Source organism: uncultured Metabacillus sp. (assembly GCF_947503125.1).
Lineage (GTDB): Bacteria > Bacillota > Bacilli > Bacillales > Bacillaceae > Metabacillus.
Genome location: NZ_CANNCR010000029.1, coordinates 13,182 through 28,274 on the forward strand (window position 1 = coordinate 13,182; position 15,093 = coordinate 28,274).

At 35.6% G+C, this 15,093-nt stretch carries 14 protein-coding genes; 2 read left to right on the forward strand and 12 right to left on the reverse strand.

Annotated features, from left to right (window positions below):
• The first annotated feature begins 213 nt into the window (after window positions 1–213).
• Window positions 214–759 (forward strand): TetR/AcrR family transcriptional regulator, encoded by a 546-nt coding sequence (locus Q1B07_RS17060; RefSeq protein ID WP_299092303.1) that lies wholly within the window; start codon window positions 214–216, stop codon window positions 757–759.
• 385 nt (window positions 760–1,144) lie between these two features.
• Here the strand turns inward: Q1B07_RS17060 and Q1B07_RS17065 are convergent, their stop codons facing one another.
• On the reverse strand, window positions 1,145–1,996 hold the full coding sequence (locus Q1B07_RS17065; protein ID WP_299092301.1) for an aldo/keto reductase: 852 nt from the start codon (window positions 1,994–1,996) through the stop codon (window positions 1,145–1,147).
• Between the two features lie 37 nt (window positions 1,997–2,033).
• On the reverse strand, window positions 2,034–3,017 hold the full coding sequence (locus Q1B07_RS17070; protein ID WP_299092299.1) for an aldo/keto reductase: 984 nt from the start codon (window positions 3,015–3,017) through the stop codon (window positions 2,034–2,036).
• 221 nt (window positions 3,018–3,238) lie between these two features.
• On the opposite strand from Q1B07_RS17070, the gene Q1B07_RS17075 reads away from it, so the two are divergent.
• Complete coding sequence (locus Q1B07_RS17075) at window positions 3,239–4,156, forward strand: AraC family transcriptional regulator (protein WP_299092297.1); 918 nt, start codon at window positions 3,239–3,241, stop codon at window positions 4,154–4,156.
• A 114-nt stretch (window positions 4,157–4,270) separates the two neighbouring features.
• Here the strand turns inward: Q1B07_RS17075 and Q1B07_RS17080 are convergent, their stop codons facing one another.
• The 10 genes from Q1B07_RS17080 to Q1B07_RS17125 form a co-directional block, all read right to left on the reverse strand.
• Complete coding sequence (locus Q1B07_RS17080) at window positions 4,271–4,960, reverse strand: DUF4405 domain-containing protein (RefSeq protein WP_299092295.1); 690 nt, start codon at window positions 4,958–4,960, stop codon at window positions 4,271–4,273.
• Window positions 4,961–5,060: 100 nt separating this feature from the next.
• The gene (locus Q1B07_RS17085) at window positions 5,061–5,783 is read right to left on the reverse strand and encodes a cytochrome P460 family protein (protein ID WP_299092293.1); all 723 of its coding nucleotides are present in this window, start codon (window positions 5,781–5,783) and stop codon (window positions 5,061–5,063) included.
• 567 nt (window positions 5,784–6,350) lie between these two features.
• On the reverse strand, window positions 6,351–6,545 hold the full coding sequence (locus Q1B07_RS17090; protein WP_299092291.1) for a hypothetical protein: 195 nt from the start codon (window positions 6,543–6,545) through the stop codon (window positions 6,351–6,353).
• A 173-nt stretch (window positions 6,546–6,718) separates the two neighbouring features.
• Window positions 6,719–7,462, reverse strand: coding sequence for a DeoR/GlpR family DNA-binding transcription regulator (locus tag Q1B07_RS17095; RefSeq protein ID WP_366945215.1), 744 nt, complete (start codon window positions 7,460–7,462; stop codon window positions 6,719–6,721).
• Window positions 7,463–7,555: 93 nt separating this feature from the next.
• Window positions 7,556–8,467, reverse strand: coding sequence for a ribokinase (locus tag Q1B07_RS17100; protein WP_299092287.1), 912 nt, complete (start codon window positions 8,465–8,467; stop codon window positions 7,556–7,558).
• A gap of 2 nt (window positions 8,468–8,469) precedes the next feature.
• Window positions 8,470–9,456: an ABC transporter permease gene (locus Q1B07_RS17105; RefSeq protein ID WP_299092285.1), complete on the reverse strand. Its 987-nt coding sequence runs from the start codon at window positions 9,454–9,456 to the stop codon at window positions 8,470–8,472.
• Window positions 9,434–10,960, reverse strand: a complete 1,527-nt coding sequence (locus Q1B07_RS17110; RefSeq protein ID WP_299092283.1) for a sugar ABC transporter ATP-binding protein — start codon at window positions 10,958–10,960, stop codon at window positions 9,434–9,436. Before Q1B07_RS17110 ends, Q1B07_RS17105 begins: the two co-directional genes overlap by 23 nt.
• A 74-nt stretch (window positions 10,961–11,034) precedes the next feature.
• The gene (locus Q1B07_RS17115) at window positions 11,035–12,120 is read right to left on the reverse strand and encodes a substrate-binding domain-containing protein (protein WP_299092281.1); all 1,086 of its coding nucleotides are present in this window, start codon (window positions 12,118–12,120) and stop codon (window positions 11,035–11,037) included.
• A gap of 91 nt (window positions 12,121–12,211) precedes the next feature.
• Entirely contained in the window at window positions 12,212–13,156 is a 945-nt protein-coding gene (locus Q1B07_RS17120; protein ID WP_299092279.1) for a TIM barrel protein, read from the reverse strand.
• Between the two features lie 748 nt (window positions 13,157–13,904).
• Window positions 13,905–14,804 (reverse strand): AraC family transcriptional regulator, encoded by a 900-nt coding sequence (locus Q1B07_RS17125; protein WP_299092277.1) that lies wholly within the window; start codon window positions 14,802–14,804, stop codon window positions 13,905–13,907.
• Window positions 14,805–15,093: the final 289 nt, after the last annotated feature.

A 15,093-nucleotide genomic window follows, 5' to 3' on the forward strand; every position in this document is an offset into this window, starting at 1 on the left:
ATAACCTCCTGTTTGAAGTTTATTTACATTTATTATTCCAAAAATTAGCTAAACATGATGCTATAAAAATTAATATTGATTGATTAATCAACATCTGTTAATAATTATAAAAAAGCCATTCATACTTTCAATGGTTAGATTAACGCAATTCGTTGATTACTCAACAGAACAATTAAAATTGTTGATTATCTTTAGAAAGATTGGTGAATTAAAATGTCTAAAGTAGATAGAAGAATAGCCAAAAGCCAAATAGCTATAAAAAGTGCTGTAACTGAACTAATGTCCGAAAAAAGTTTTGACAACATTACCATTCAGGATATTGCTGACAGAGCAAATGTTAATCGAGGAACCATTTATCTTCATTACACGGATAAATACGACCTCCTGGATAAGATGATAGGAGAACATATAGACAATCTCCGAGAACTATGCCAATCAGCATCTGAGATGACATTTCAAGAAGGAAATTATGTCTGGTATGAATACTTTGAACGTAATTATTTATTTTTTTCAACGATGTTAACGAGTAAAGGTGCACCATATTTTCGCAGTCGTTTTCTTGATTTAGTCATCGAAGAGTTTAAAGCTGAAGTGGATATAGAAATAGGAAAAAACTACGGATTAAATAAAGAAGTTATTCTTCAATTTTTTGGCTCGGCGGTCGTTGGGGCAGTGGAATGGTGGTTCAGAAATGAAATGCCTCTGTCAGCTCGTGACATGGCTGAACAAACCGGTGCATTGTTAGATAGGAATCTATAAGTGGGAACTAGCATTTCAAGAAATGCTGCCCCTATGAAATGGCCATTCGAAACTTTTACACCTTTCGGGAAGATAACACTTTCACTTTTATCATGAATAGTAGACATAGTAGAGAACATCCTTTCCAAGAATTGTTTTTATGGTATAGCGCGTAACTTTATTATGTAACAAATGGAAAAACAGACCGTTATCTCGATTATCTTAAATCCTTGCCTGATCCTCCCGAAACCACTTACGCAACAGACGAATGTTGCTTATTAATGGGAAGGCGTGTGGATTCATAATAGAATTCACACGCTTTATATAGATTTAACACCTTAAAACATCTCCAACAGGATTAGGTGGGAAAACTCACCTCAGAATATTGAATTGATTAGAAGGAACATTAAATATCAAGTATACGGGTACCAATCCATTTCACCATTTCAGGATCCCTATGAGAAAAGAACAGACTTTCTTTTGTGTCTAATGCAGCAATTTTCTCCATATCTTCTTGGCTTATTTCAAAGTCAAAAATATTGAAGTTTTCGATGATTCTATCCTTACGAACAGACTTTGGAATCGCAACGACGCCTCTTTGTGTTAACCAACGTAAAACCACCTGGGCAACGGATTTATTATATTTTTCGGCTATTGATACTAAAACTTCGTTTTGGAACATGTTATTTTTTCCTTCAGCAAACGGTCCCCAGGACTCTATCTGAACATTGTTCTCTTTCATCAATTTAGCACTTTCTATTTGTTGATTGAAAGGATGCGTTTCAACCTGGTTTACAGCTGGAACAACTTCATTATGAAGAATGAAATCAGTCAGACGATCCGGATAGAAGTTGCTAACTCCAATTGCTCTAATCTTACCCTCGCGGTATAATTCCTCCATCGCACGCCATGAACCGTAAACATCTCCATATGGCTGGTGAATTAAATACAAATCCAAATAATCCAGTTGCAGTCTTTCCAGCGAATTTTCAAATGCTTTCTTTGTGCGTTCATAGCCTGTATCCTGAACCCATAATTTCGTAGTAATAAACAATTCCTCTCTAGGCACACCGCTCCGCTTTATAGCTCTGCCGACCGCTTCTTCATTTAGATAAGAGGCAGCGGTATCAATCAGACGATAGCCTGCCATAATAGCGTCATAAACAGCTTGTTCACATTCTTTTTCATTTTGAATTTGAAAAACACCAAAACCGAGGATCGGCATTTCAACACCATTGTTTAAAATAACTTTTTGCATAAAAAATTCCTCCTGTTTATTAAATTTTAAATGTCTTTTATTTTCCCACTCTACTTGCGTATTCTGCCGGGTAGCGCTCTCCCGAAATTTCAATCTTTGATAGTGCATCATTCAATTCATGCAGTTCTTCAGGAGTCAGCTCAACTTCTGCTGCGCCAAGATTTTCTTCCAGACGTTCCAATTTCCTTGTTCCGGGAATCGGAACAATCCATGGCTTCTGGGCAAGCACCCATGCTAGTGCGATTTGAGCCGGTGAAGCATCTTTCCCTACTGCAATCTTCTTTATCAATTCGACCAATATCTGATTAGCTTCGATATTTTCCGGTTTAAAACGAGGAACAATACTGCGAAAATCGGAGCTACCGAATGTTGCATTTTTATCAATTTTTCCAGTAAGGAAGCCCTTACCAAGAGGGCTGAACGGCACAAAGCCAATTCCAAGTTCTTCAAGGGTAGGCAGCAGTTGTTCTTCAGGACTTCTCCACATCATGGAGTATTCACTTTGAATAGCAGTAAGCGGATGAACCGCGTGTGCACGGCGAATGGTTTCCACGCCGGCTTCGGAAAGTCCCCAATGCTTGACCTTCCCTTCTTTGATTAGGTCTTGTACAACTCCAGCTACTTCCTCAATCGGCACATTTGGATCAACACGATGCTGATAATAAAGGTCAATAGTATCAACTTTAAGACGTTCGAGTGAGCCTTCTACTGATTTCCTAATCTGTTCTGGCTTACTGTCAAGTACTTGCTTCCCATTTACCATTTGTATACCAAACTTAGTAGCAATGATGACCTTTCCCTTGTATGGGGCAAGTGCTTCACCAACCAACTCTTCATTTACATATGGGCCATACACTTCAGCAGTATCAAAGAAAGTTACACCTCGGTCAATCGCCGAATGGATAAGTGAAATCATCTCTTTTTTGTCTGAAGCAGGACCATAACCATGGCTCATACCCATGCATCCAAGTCCAATAGCAGAAACTTCTAGGTCACTTTTTCCTAATTTACGTTTTTGCATTTTTTCTCTTCCTTTCCTTTTTTATGTTTTAGAGCCATACAATAGACATCAGGTGGAATAGTATGATTAACTCAGTAACCTTATTATGCTACAAATGAAAATGGCCTTGGTATCACATTCGTATCAAATGATTGCACAATCCTCTCACAACCATTTACGCAGAAAGTAAATTAGCTTTATAATGGGACAAACGCAGATGAAGAAAACAAAGGAGGGATTTTATGTTTGAACAATTATATAGACAAAGAGTTGAACTTTCACAAATCATAGAGAGTCACACAGGAAAGGACGGGACTCAAATGACTTCCATTCCGTCTTTATTTTTCTCCCGTTATTCTAATGAAACTGGACCAAATTACGGAGTTCACAAGCCTTCCTTATGTATTGTCGTTCAAGGGATGAAGGAGGTATTGCTTTCACAGGAACGCTTCAGATACGGTCCAGCCGATTACCTTGTTGCATCTGTTAACCTGCCAATTACTGGACAAGTCACTGAAGCCTCTTCCGAAGTTCCTTATCTGGCTCTTAAACTTGAATTCACTCCGAGTGAAATATTAGAGGTGTTACGTGAATTCCAAATGGCAGTTGACAAGAAGGAGAATGCTAAACGAGGTATGTATGTCAGCAAAATAGAACAACCTTTACTAGACGCGGTAACAAGATTAGTTCGTTTGCTTGATACACCGAAAGATATCAAGGTACTTGCTCCTCTAATCAGAAAAGAAATTATCTACCGGGTTCTGCAAGGAGAACATGGGGGGATGCTGAAACAAATAGCAATAGAAGGAAGTTCTACGCATCAAATCAGTGACGTGATTAAACATATCATGAATAACTATGAAAAGTCTTTTAAGATAGAAGAGCTTGCGGAATTAGCAAACTTGAGTGTTTCTTCGCTTCATAGGCACTTTAAAGAGGTTACTGCGATGAGTCCAATCCAATTCCAAAAGCAACTAAGACTTCAAGAAGCTAGAAGCCTGCTGCTATCTGAGTCATCGGATGCAGCAGATGTTGCCTTCCGGGTAGGCTATGAAAGTCCATCACAATTCAGCCGAGAATATTCGCGCATGTTTGGTTTACCGCCAAAAGAAGATATAAAGCGCATGAGGGAACAATATGACCAAAGGGTAAAAGCTTAATTTCCCTTTACGTGGGTTTCTTCAATTTATCAATTATAGTGGGACATTCGCTTTAAATAATGAAAAAAGTGCATGAATCTAATCCCGGATTCATGCACTTTTTCAATCTGCAATTTATCTATCTTTGTACGCCAAAGCTTTATCTTGCTTCCGAACAAATTTCAGAGCATAATGAGTCCCACTGATATATATTCCCATGATAGCGAGATGATCGATTAAAAATCCCACGGAAGACTCATCAAAGCTCCAACCGAATGGATTATATATGGTTAACCTAGAAAGCATATCTCTCTCAAAAGAAGTCTGCACACCATAGACAACAATCAACACCGCTATGACACGTAACGCAATTGTGAGAATTCGGCTCGTGCTGGTAATCCCCGTCATTTTTCGTACTGCATTAATAATTGTCCCCCAGGACATTCCTATATGCACAGCCATCAAGATAAATCCCCAATATGAAGTCATAACATGTATCTGTAATAGCATCATGTCATTGTTTATAGGAATAAAGGCAAAGATGTTACGGGAAATTGGCACAGAACTTAGCATCACTACAGCCATAGATACGAGAAAAAGTAAATTGACCGCAATGCTCAGAATACGCCTTACATTGTGCTTTCCTTTAAAAATTGTCTTATACCATCTTCGATTTAAAAAATTATGAGTAATAAACAGCAAAAACAATATAACTCCTACCAGTTCATGGATTGTATTTCCGGTAATTTGGTAAGCCATTGCAACTAACATCAGAACGGTCATAGAAAGATCAACAACCAGCCTAATTAACATATTTCGTTTCAAGAAGTTCTCCTCTTTCAAATTTAATTAACAGTTGGGTAAGTTTTCCATCAGGACGCACTTATTAAATCGATTTCCGCCCAAATGCTCAATCCTATGTCACTTAATTAAAATGAATCATTAAAAGAACCTTTTGGATGATCCCAGCTTTTTCTTTATCTTCTATTAAGCTCTTTCCAAGCAAATGATCCTGTGAGTCCTCTTTTACCACCCAGTGATCGGTAGGGATACCTGTGATTTGGGATTCTGTACCGTTATCCTTTGATCCTGTAAAATTTTCAAGATCATAACTCTTCATTTCATCCAACGTGTTAACATATTCATCCCGTTCTTGATTCGCATGGCAGGTAAAGCAGCGACCGATATCTTCTTCATAATCCAACGATCTGTCAGCATTGAATTCCTGGTATTGCCAATCTCCGTTACGTGGTGTCCCTTGCGGTGTTTGGTCTCCCCAACCAGCACGCTTTTCCATCACGAAGATTTCATCAAGCACTTCATCTCTATATATTTCGAGAGTGATGACGGTGCCATCAGGAAATGGCTGCCCGTTCTGCACTGCTTCGATTGCTTCTCGGCTCGTGTAGAGTTCCTCTCTGACATTTCCTCGATGGACTGTCGTGTAGTTCACACCCTTATCGTAGTTCTCAGGGAATTTAACAAGTTCACGATCGTACCCGGATTGTTCCTGTTGGGAAGTGTCACCAGATGGCACCTGTTGCGATATCCCATTTGTATTATTATTATTATTATTATTATTATTGTTGCATGCCGTAAGAGTGAGGGACATCACCAATGCAAGGGACGGAAATAGTCGATTTTTCATTATTGCTTTCCTCCTAAAAATTATTCGTATTTATATCGGTTTTTACAATTAAAATTTGTATAAGATTCTGCCATGTGGTGCTGTGTTTAGAACCATGGGTATTATTTTTCAATAGAATAATAGTTATAGAAAAAGCAGAGGCATTTTTATTATGCAACAAATGAAAAATCGACCGATATCCTATTCCTCTCAAATATTTGCCTGATCCTGCCATAATAAAATTTTAAGCTTTACGTCTGTTGATTTTCATAAAATTACAAATAGCTTCGTATCGTATAATATACTAGAATGGCCTGACTTAACTGCTATATGTCATGACAGTACCATTGGAGTAGCATTAGGTCATCCCCTATGAAAACAATCAATATATAGAGGAAGAAGAGAGTGACTTAGTATGAAGAGATTACGCCAAGTCAATTTCGGGATGCCTATACCAATATCTTTATTAAAATAATGTGAAATTTTAATTCCTTCACATTTATCCATTTTTTCTGCCCATGAAGAAAGACCATCTTTTTGATGGTCTTTCTTCAAAGGGTAAAGCAAGTTGCCTCGCTTCACCCCTTTCTATCGATTTACATATAACGCATTATCCACTGACGAAGAATATTGTTGAGTTTTACAATATTTTATTCGATAATCTGATGGAGCCATTCCAGTTTTCCCTAAAAATATTACAGACTCAACTTGAATCGGTTTATTTAAGTGAGTCTTGCTTAGTTCGAAAATTTCAAATAACGGCTGGATCACTAATGTTTGCATTTTTTTCTCATAAAAACGGCAATTTGTTCGATCAGCCTCTCAATGCGTGACTATTTAATGAAATCGTGTTGTTAAAGATAAATTTAAAAGCATAATCTATCAGATGTATTTCATAAACAGGATTCTGTTTTCGAGATTTTTCCCCAATTCTTTTTATATTTTTAATTAATTGTTTAATCAGCAACAATATATTCTGTACCGTCAAGCTCTGGAATGTGTTTATTCGTTATAAGAATACACTCATGAATTTCAAAAGCCTTACAAAATGTACTTTTATTAAATTTAGAAGCATCTGTTAGGACATAGCACTTTTTTGAGTTCGTTTTTACAATACTTTTTTTGCTTGCTTCTCGAATATCTGGTGTATTTACGCCCACATTTACACCAAAACCGTTAGCCCCAAGAAAAGATTTATCAAAATTTAAATTTCTCAGAGTAGTGTCTGTTAGCGGTCCTGAAATTGAATCTATATTTTTATTAACATCGCCCCCAACAACCATAATGTTTCCAATATGATAACCATTTGCCTCATTTAAAACTTGTATATTTGATGTAACGATTCTTACACCTTTTGCTTTGATATATTTGACCATTGCCGAACATGTCGTACCCGAATCAATGTAAATGACATCATCATCCTCTACCATAGATGCAGCGAGTTTTGCAATTTTTTCTTTACTCTCTTTATTAAGCAACTTCTTTGTACCCACAGGAATTTCATGTGAGTCCAGCTTTAATTTAACTGCTCCACCTCTTAATAGGACAATATAGTTTTCATCTTCAAGTATTTTTAAATCTCTACGAATGGTAGATTCAGAAACCCCATCAAAAATTTTAACTAAATCTTCGATATATAGGATTTGTTTATTTTCTAGTTCATCCATTATCTTTTCTCTTCTGACATAAGGGATCATCATTAAAACCTCGATACTTAATTATTAATATTCTTCAACCTTCTTAACTGAACTAAAAGATAGCACTATATTTTAGTGAAAATGTTTTTGTTTTATTTACACATATTCGTTTAACTCAAAAAGTGTTGGCATTGCATCTTGAGCGCCAATTTTAGTTACAGTTCTTGAACTAACTATAGTAGCCAATTCACCTAACTTTTCTAGCGATAAATCATTTATAAGGCCATAAGTCAATGCACCAATATATGAATCTCCTGCTCCTGTGGTTTCAACTACATCTACTGTTCTACAAGGAATATGAATTGTTTTTGTTCCATCAAATAAAATACTGCCTTTTTCCCCAAGAGTGATAATTAACAAATGATTAGGATATAGAAAAAGCTTTTTGCAGACCTTTTCAGCTTCTTCTACCGTTGAAACTCTCTCACCTGCATAAAAACTGGCTTCCGTTTCATTAACAACTAGACAATCAACCATTTTTAAATATTCTACATCTAGTTCGCTTGCAGGAGCAGCATTTAAAATAACATAACAATTAGTCTCTTTCGCCTTTTTAATGGTATATTCAACCACTTGTTTTGGAATTTCTAATTGTAATATGACGATTTTGCTTTTTTCAAATAAGGAATGAGCGTTGTCTATATCCTCAAACGTAAGTCTGTAATTAGCACCTTTGGCAATGGTTGCAACCAATTTGCCATCTGAAATCGTGTTCACAACGCCGAGACCGGTATTTGTATCAGCTTGTGATACATAATCAATATTCAGTCCGTACTTTTCCATATTCGCTAGTAATTCAGTTCCAAAGTGATCATTCCCGATTTTACCTACTATATAACTTTCAAGTCCCAGCTTGGCACATTGAACTGCTTGATTTGCTCCTTTTCCACCTCCACAGAAAGTGACACTTTCTGCAGAAAAAGTCTCGCCAATTTCCGGAAGTCGTTTTTGCTTAAGGATAATATCATAATTTATACTACCTACTATTGTAACCGCATTCTTTTGCATGATTATTTACCTACCTCGATAGCTTTTGTTTTCGTTTTGACAACCTTCAATCCTTTAAGCTTTCCTTGAATCACTTCGAAATAAGCTGCTACTACAATTATAGCTCCTGTTGCGATATATTGCCAAAAACTATCAACGCCTACAACGACTAAACCAACTTTTAGTGTGGATAATAAGATTGCTCCAAGTAGTGTACCGATCATATTTCCTCGTCCACCAGCAAGACTAGCTCCACCAATAGCAGCTGCAGCAATTGCATTTAATTCATAGGTTTGCCCTGCTGCTGGCTCTCCTGAACCTAAGCGTGCCAATAAAACCATCCCAGCTAAGGCTGCCCCAGCTCCAGAAATAGCATAAGCGAGCATTTTACTTCTATTAACATTTACTCCTGATAAAAGAGTTGCTTCCTCATTCCCTCCTATTGCATAAATATAAGTCCCTAGTTTTGTATACTTTAAGATGATATGTCCAATCGCACCAAATGCAAGAAGGACAAGAATTGACACTGGAAATGCTCCAAAAATATCTGAGTTGAAGATTGCTCTAAAATTTTCAGGAATATCAAGAACCGGCCATCCACCAGTTATGACATAAGCAATACCTCTATATGCACTCATTGTACCTAATGTTGCAATAAAAGGTTGAAGTTTTAATTTAGTAATTAATAGTCCGTTAAATAAACCTAAAACAAAACCTATTGCGACTCCAAATACAATCGCTAAGACAGGGTTTAAACCACTGACAAGCAAATCTCCTACGACAACAATCACAATGGCAAAGATTGACCCAACGGATAGATCAATTCCACCTGTAACAATTGCATAGGTAATACCAAGAGCTAATAATCCATTAATAACACTTTGGTCCATAATATCAAGTAAATTGCTTCCACTTAAATAAACAGGTTCAATAATAGAAAACACAATGACCATAATTATGATTGCTGCTACTAAGCTTAATTCTCTACTATATTCCTTCGTTTTTATCATCTTCATTAACCCCCATAGCATATTGAAGGATATCTTCCTCAGTAAGATTATGATTTTCAAATTCTTTTACTTTTTTCCCCTCGCGCATAACGATAATTCGATCACTTAGTCCCAATACTTCAGGCAATTCGGAAGAAACGATGATTATGGATTTTCCCTTTTCAAGTAATTCCTCTAGGACTCTATAAATCTCTGCTTTCGCACCGACATCGACACCTTTAGTAGGTTCATCTAAAATTAGGATTTCAGCATCTGAGGAGAGCCATTTGGCTATCACTACTTTTTGCTGATTTCCCCCACTCAAATGAGTTGTCATATAATGAGGGTCACTAGGTTTTAAATTAATTTCTTCTATATAATAATTACAGTTCTCCGTTTTCTTTTTATGATTGACGAAGCCGTACATGGTGAATTTCTCCATTTTTGCAAGACCTATATTATTGGCATTATTAAAAAACTTGATAAATCCTTGTGTTTTTCGGTTTTCCGGAATGAGTCCAATTCCCATTTGGACCCCTTGTCGAGGGTTTTTAATTTCTACAGGGGTTCCCTTAATTTTTATCGTCCCACCTGACTTTTCCTCTGCACCAAATATCGTTCGAACAACATCAGTTCGTTTGGAGCCAACCAAACCGGCAAAGCCTAATATTTCCCCTTTATGAAGGTGGAAATTAATGTTTTCAAAAACACCATTAACAGATAGGTTTTCCACTTCCAAAACTTTTTCATCTGTTTTTGGAGATGGTTTGGTTCTTACTGCATAAGCTGATACATCTCTTCCTACCATCTTTTTAATTAATTGCTCTCTTGTCACATCTTTTAAAGAAAAGGTATCTATATGCTTACCATCTCGAAGGACAGTCGCACTATCACAAATCTCGAAAACTTCATCCAGACGATGACTGACATAAAGAATCGTTATTCCATTTTTTCTTAAATCATTTATTATGGTGAATAGCGTTTGCACTTCTTGATTTGTTAGAGAAGCAGATGGTTCATCAAATGAAATGAGCTTCGCATTATGGTATAGACCTTTGGCGATTGCCACCATTTGCATTTCTCCAGTACTTAGCGAACCGGCGAGATCCTCGCTTTTAAAGTTACACTTCATTTTAGAAAGAATTTCATTTGCATCATGATGAAGCTTTTTATAATCAATAAACATTCCTTTTCTAGGTTCATGGCCTAACGTAATATTTTGACCTACGGTTAATTCTGGAATTAAACTTATTTCTTGATGAATTTTTACAATTCCATCACGAATGGCATCATTGGCATTTTTATATGAAACTGGATTTCCTAGAATTTCAACTGTTCCTTCATATTCAACATTGACTCCATGAAGTGTATTCAATAAGGTTGATTTTCCCGCTCCGTTCTCTCCTAATAGAGCATGTATCTCTCCTTTTTGAATATCAAAACTCACTCCATCCAAAGCCTTTACTCCAGGAAAAACTTTTGAAATATTCTGAAATCTAATCATGCTTTCTGTTTGCTTTTCCATTTTGATTCCCCTTTTACTAGCTATAGCCGAACCCCTAGATCCGACTATAGCCATAAACTAGTAATCTATTATCCTTACTGAGCAATTGTCGGATCTTGCCAATTAATAATCTCTTCTGCTGGTTTATCTACATTCGTTTCATCGATTAACGCCTGTGGAGTCCAAATTACTCTTGGCAGTTCCTGTCCGCCTAATTGACGAATAATCATTTCAACGGCAATTTGACCCTTAAATTTAGGGAAAGAATCAATCGTAGCGTCCATTTCCCCCTTACGAATAGACTCATATGCTTCACCAATTCCGTCTACTCCGACTACAAAAATATCTTTTCCTGATTCATTTACAGCTTCTTGTGCCCCTAATGCCATTGTGTCATTATTCGCAAAGATTGCATGTAAATCATCATGTTTTTTAATCCAGGTTGCAGCAATATCCTTTGCCTTTGCACGATCCCAATCCGCATTTTGTTTTTCAGCAATATCGATGTCTGGAGCATTTTCCTTCATCCAATTTTCAAATCCAAGAGTACGTTGTCTAGCAGCGAAAGCTTTTGGCATGCCAACGATAATTGCTACCTTTCCTTCTCCATTTAATTTTTTTGAAATCCATTCAGCAGCTGATTCACCGTTTTGATCAGCTTTTGGTCCTACAAAGTTAGGAGCTTCCTTGATAATTCCGTCATTGACATTCATAACTGGAATATCCTTTTCAAGGGCACTTTCAACCCCTGGAACAAGATTGCTATCTGAAATCGGAGAAAGCAACAAAGCACTATATTTTTTGTTAATCATATCTTTTACAATCGCAAGCTGTCCTTCTTCATCTGCCTCACCTTGTGGAGATTTCACATCTATTGAGAGGTTCATTCCTTTGTCACTAAACTTCTGTGCCCCTGTTTCCATCCCTTCTTTCAATGTTCTCCAATATTCATTTTCAAATGCTTTTGCTACAGCACCTACTTTTATCTCATCGGATAATTTAGGCACATCTCCTAAGCTTGATCTTACCTCTTCATATGTTTTCCCATCAGCATTATCCGGGTTAAATTCTCCTGTATCTTTATCTGGAGATGCACTTCCGCTGCTGCTACTACATGCTGTCAATGCCAAAGAAATTGCTAAAACACCAGTTATAAGTATATTTTTTTTAGACTTTTTCATGTTTTTGCCCCCTCAAAATTGTTGGTAATCGCTTTCAGAGTTCCAGAAAAAAATTTGTGTTTGTGTAAGACTAAGTTTAGTTAGTTAGTAATTAATTATTTACTTTCATTTCAAACATTGAAAAGAACATATCGTTTATTGAAATTGCATCATTTTTCTTAATTGTTTCTTCAATTTTTTCTAATCCAAGCCGGTCTATTAAGCTACTAATTATATGAATAGCTTTTACATTTTGTCTAATTTCCGCAAATGGTTCCTCTCTGATTGGGAATGTGTCAAAATAGATAGCTCCATCATACTTGTACTTTTTCAAATAATAGACAAATTCAAGTGTTTGCATTAATGAAACAGTTCCGACCATTAAGCCATCATCGTGGGTTCCATAGCCATCATTGATATGAACACCATAGAGTTTACCCTTATCTGCTGCAAGACTTAAACCGTATGCAGGATTTTCTCGTTTCATAAGCATGTGACAGTAATCAACTGTAACACCAACGTTTTCACGATTGATTTCATTTACCATTAGTAATGTTAGACCAATACTATCAATTAGTGCATACGATCTTTCTTGGTATGGCTTATATTCAATGCTGATCTGCAAATCTGGCGCATAATCAGCAAGAGCAGTTACGTATTCCTTCACTTGATTCCAGGCTTTTTGATAATCAACTTGGAATGGATAGTCAAACCCGTCAAAGCCTAGCCATAAGGTTAAAACTTTCCCACCTAGTACTCGACATGTATCTGCAGCCTCTTTACACAAATTAAATGCGTCCTCTGCAATCATCCTATTGTTATTTCCAAATTCCCCATTAATGAAATGGTTTCTAAATCTTAAAGCTAATCCATTCACACCTAAATCTATAGAATTTAAGGTTTTATTTATCTCATCTACAGAATGATTTGAAAAATGTTCAGGATAATTTAAATCAACACATGTAATTCCTTCAATCTCAGAAACCTTTTTTAGAGCTTTAATAATATTTCCATCGACTTTTGGCATGATTGAATTAATTCTCGTAGCTAATTTCATTGTGCTCCCCCAATACTTTTTGTTTAAATTCTTTGTACTTTATTTCTTGAATCAAATTTAACACCATAATAAAGCGATTTCAATACTTTTTTTCATATTTTTTCATATTTTTTAATCTTTTTTCATATTTTTTAACATTTTTTCACCATAATTGTAATCATTAGTTTGATCCTACCTATCAAAAGAAGACCCGCCATCAGGAAACTGGTCGAGTCTTCTATTCTAAAAACCTAAAAACTTGTATTCTTTTTTTGGATCTCCCGAAATACCGATTACACCTAAGTAGAAAAAATTTAAGTTCCCCCATGATTGGCGGAAGTGCAGTTGCTAGCAGCGTTTGATTTAATACAGCAACAAATGTACCAATAAGCAAGACTACTAGAAATGGAGTCTTTTTTATTGATTGTATTTCATTTTGCATAAAAATTCACACTCTAATCAAAAATACTAAAGAGATAGAATAAATTAAGTTATGCATATTCTCCTAAGTTTATTAAAGAGAATTTGAAAATTAATGGCCAAATACTAGTAGACAATTTGCATTGGTTATGAAGGGGATGCAGTTTTAGTAAATGCATCCATTTTAATTTGACGTAAAAGTCTTGGAAACGACCACGTTGATGTTTTTATTATAACCAAATATTTCCAATGTTTTTTATATTCAAATATTATACTTCTTTATTATAGGAATGCTGCCAAAACATAAATCAATTAGATGCCAGAAATATGTAAATACCCCTTTATATGTCTAAGCATTAGTTTTTTTACGAAATTCTGTAGGATTTAATCCAGTCCACCTTTTGAATTGTCTGCTAAAGTGAGAAAGGTTTTTATAACCTAAACGATTTGCAATCTCATTTAATGATATTTCTGGTTGTTGTAGTAGAATTTTAGCTTCTTGCAATTTTAAACCGGATAAATATTTTCGAGGTGACATATGATAAATTTTTTGAAAGACTTCTAATCCATAATTGGGGCTTATCCCAAGAGAAGCAATAATCGGTTGTATGTGGATTGTGTAATCTACATTTTCATTTTTTTCTATACATTTTTTCTTAAAGGTCCACTTTATAGCTTCAGCAATTTCTTTAGCATATTTTGCTGTAGTCATTGATTGATTAGTTTGTATTTCCATGTTTAGTGGCTGTATATCTACCAAAACTTCTAATAACTCAAAAAGGACAACTTGAGCTCTTAATTTTGCTTTAGAAACCAACATTTCTGGTTCATCTAAAATGTCAATCCATTTTTGAAGACATTTTTTTAAACGACTATGATATGAATTGGAGGATTTATAGACCCATTCACAGTTATTCATTATTTTCATTCGTAAAGAAGGTTCATCAATATCAAAATGAGCACAAAAATATGTCATAGATTTAGTAGATAAACATTTATTAGTATGCTCGAAACCAGGAGGTATAAGGAGTATATCGCCTTTTTTTATTATATATTGTTCATTTTCAATAAATGTTTCTTGTTCACCATCTAATACAATTAATATCTCAAAAGCATGGTGAAATTCTTTAGTCATTGACCAATTTGAATAAACCGTTTGTTTGTGTGCACCAAAAAAACGAATATTCCAATCAATACGTGGGAGAAGTTGTGTTTTATTACCTACAAAGCTATTTTTATTATTTTCCATTTTGTTGAACCACCTTTGATTTGGGTAAATTTATCTTTAATTGTACAATCGTATTTTCAGGTTAATTGTTTTTATAATATAACTAAGCATTAGGAAACGCTTTCGTCTTTAGTAAGAATAAACTTATATTTACAATAATTTTATTATAGCCAAAATAGAAAACGGTAACAATCTGTTGTTTAGGGATATGTGACTGTCTAGTAAAAAAAGGGTAAATACTGAGGGCATAAAATAGAAAGTGCTTACAATGAACTTCCGATTATACAAAAAACATTAGGCGAAGAAAGGG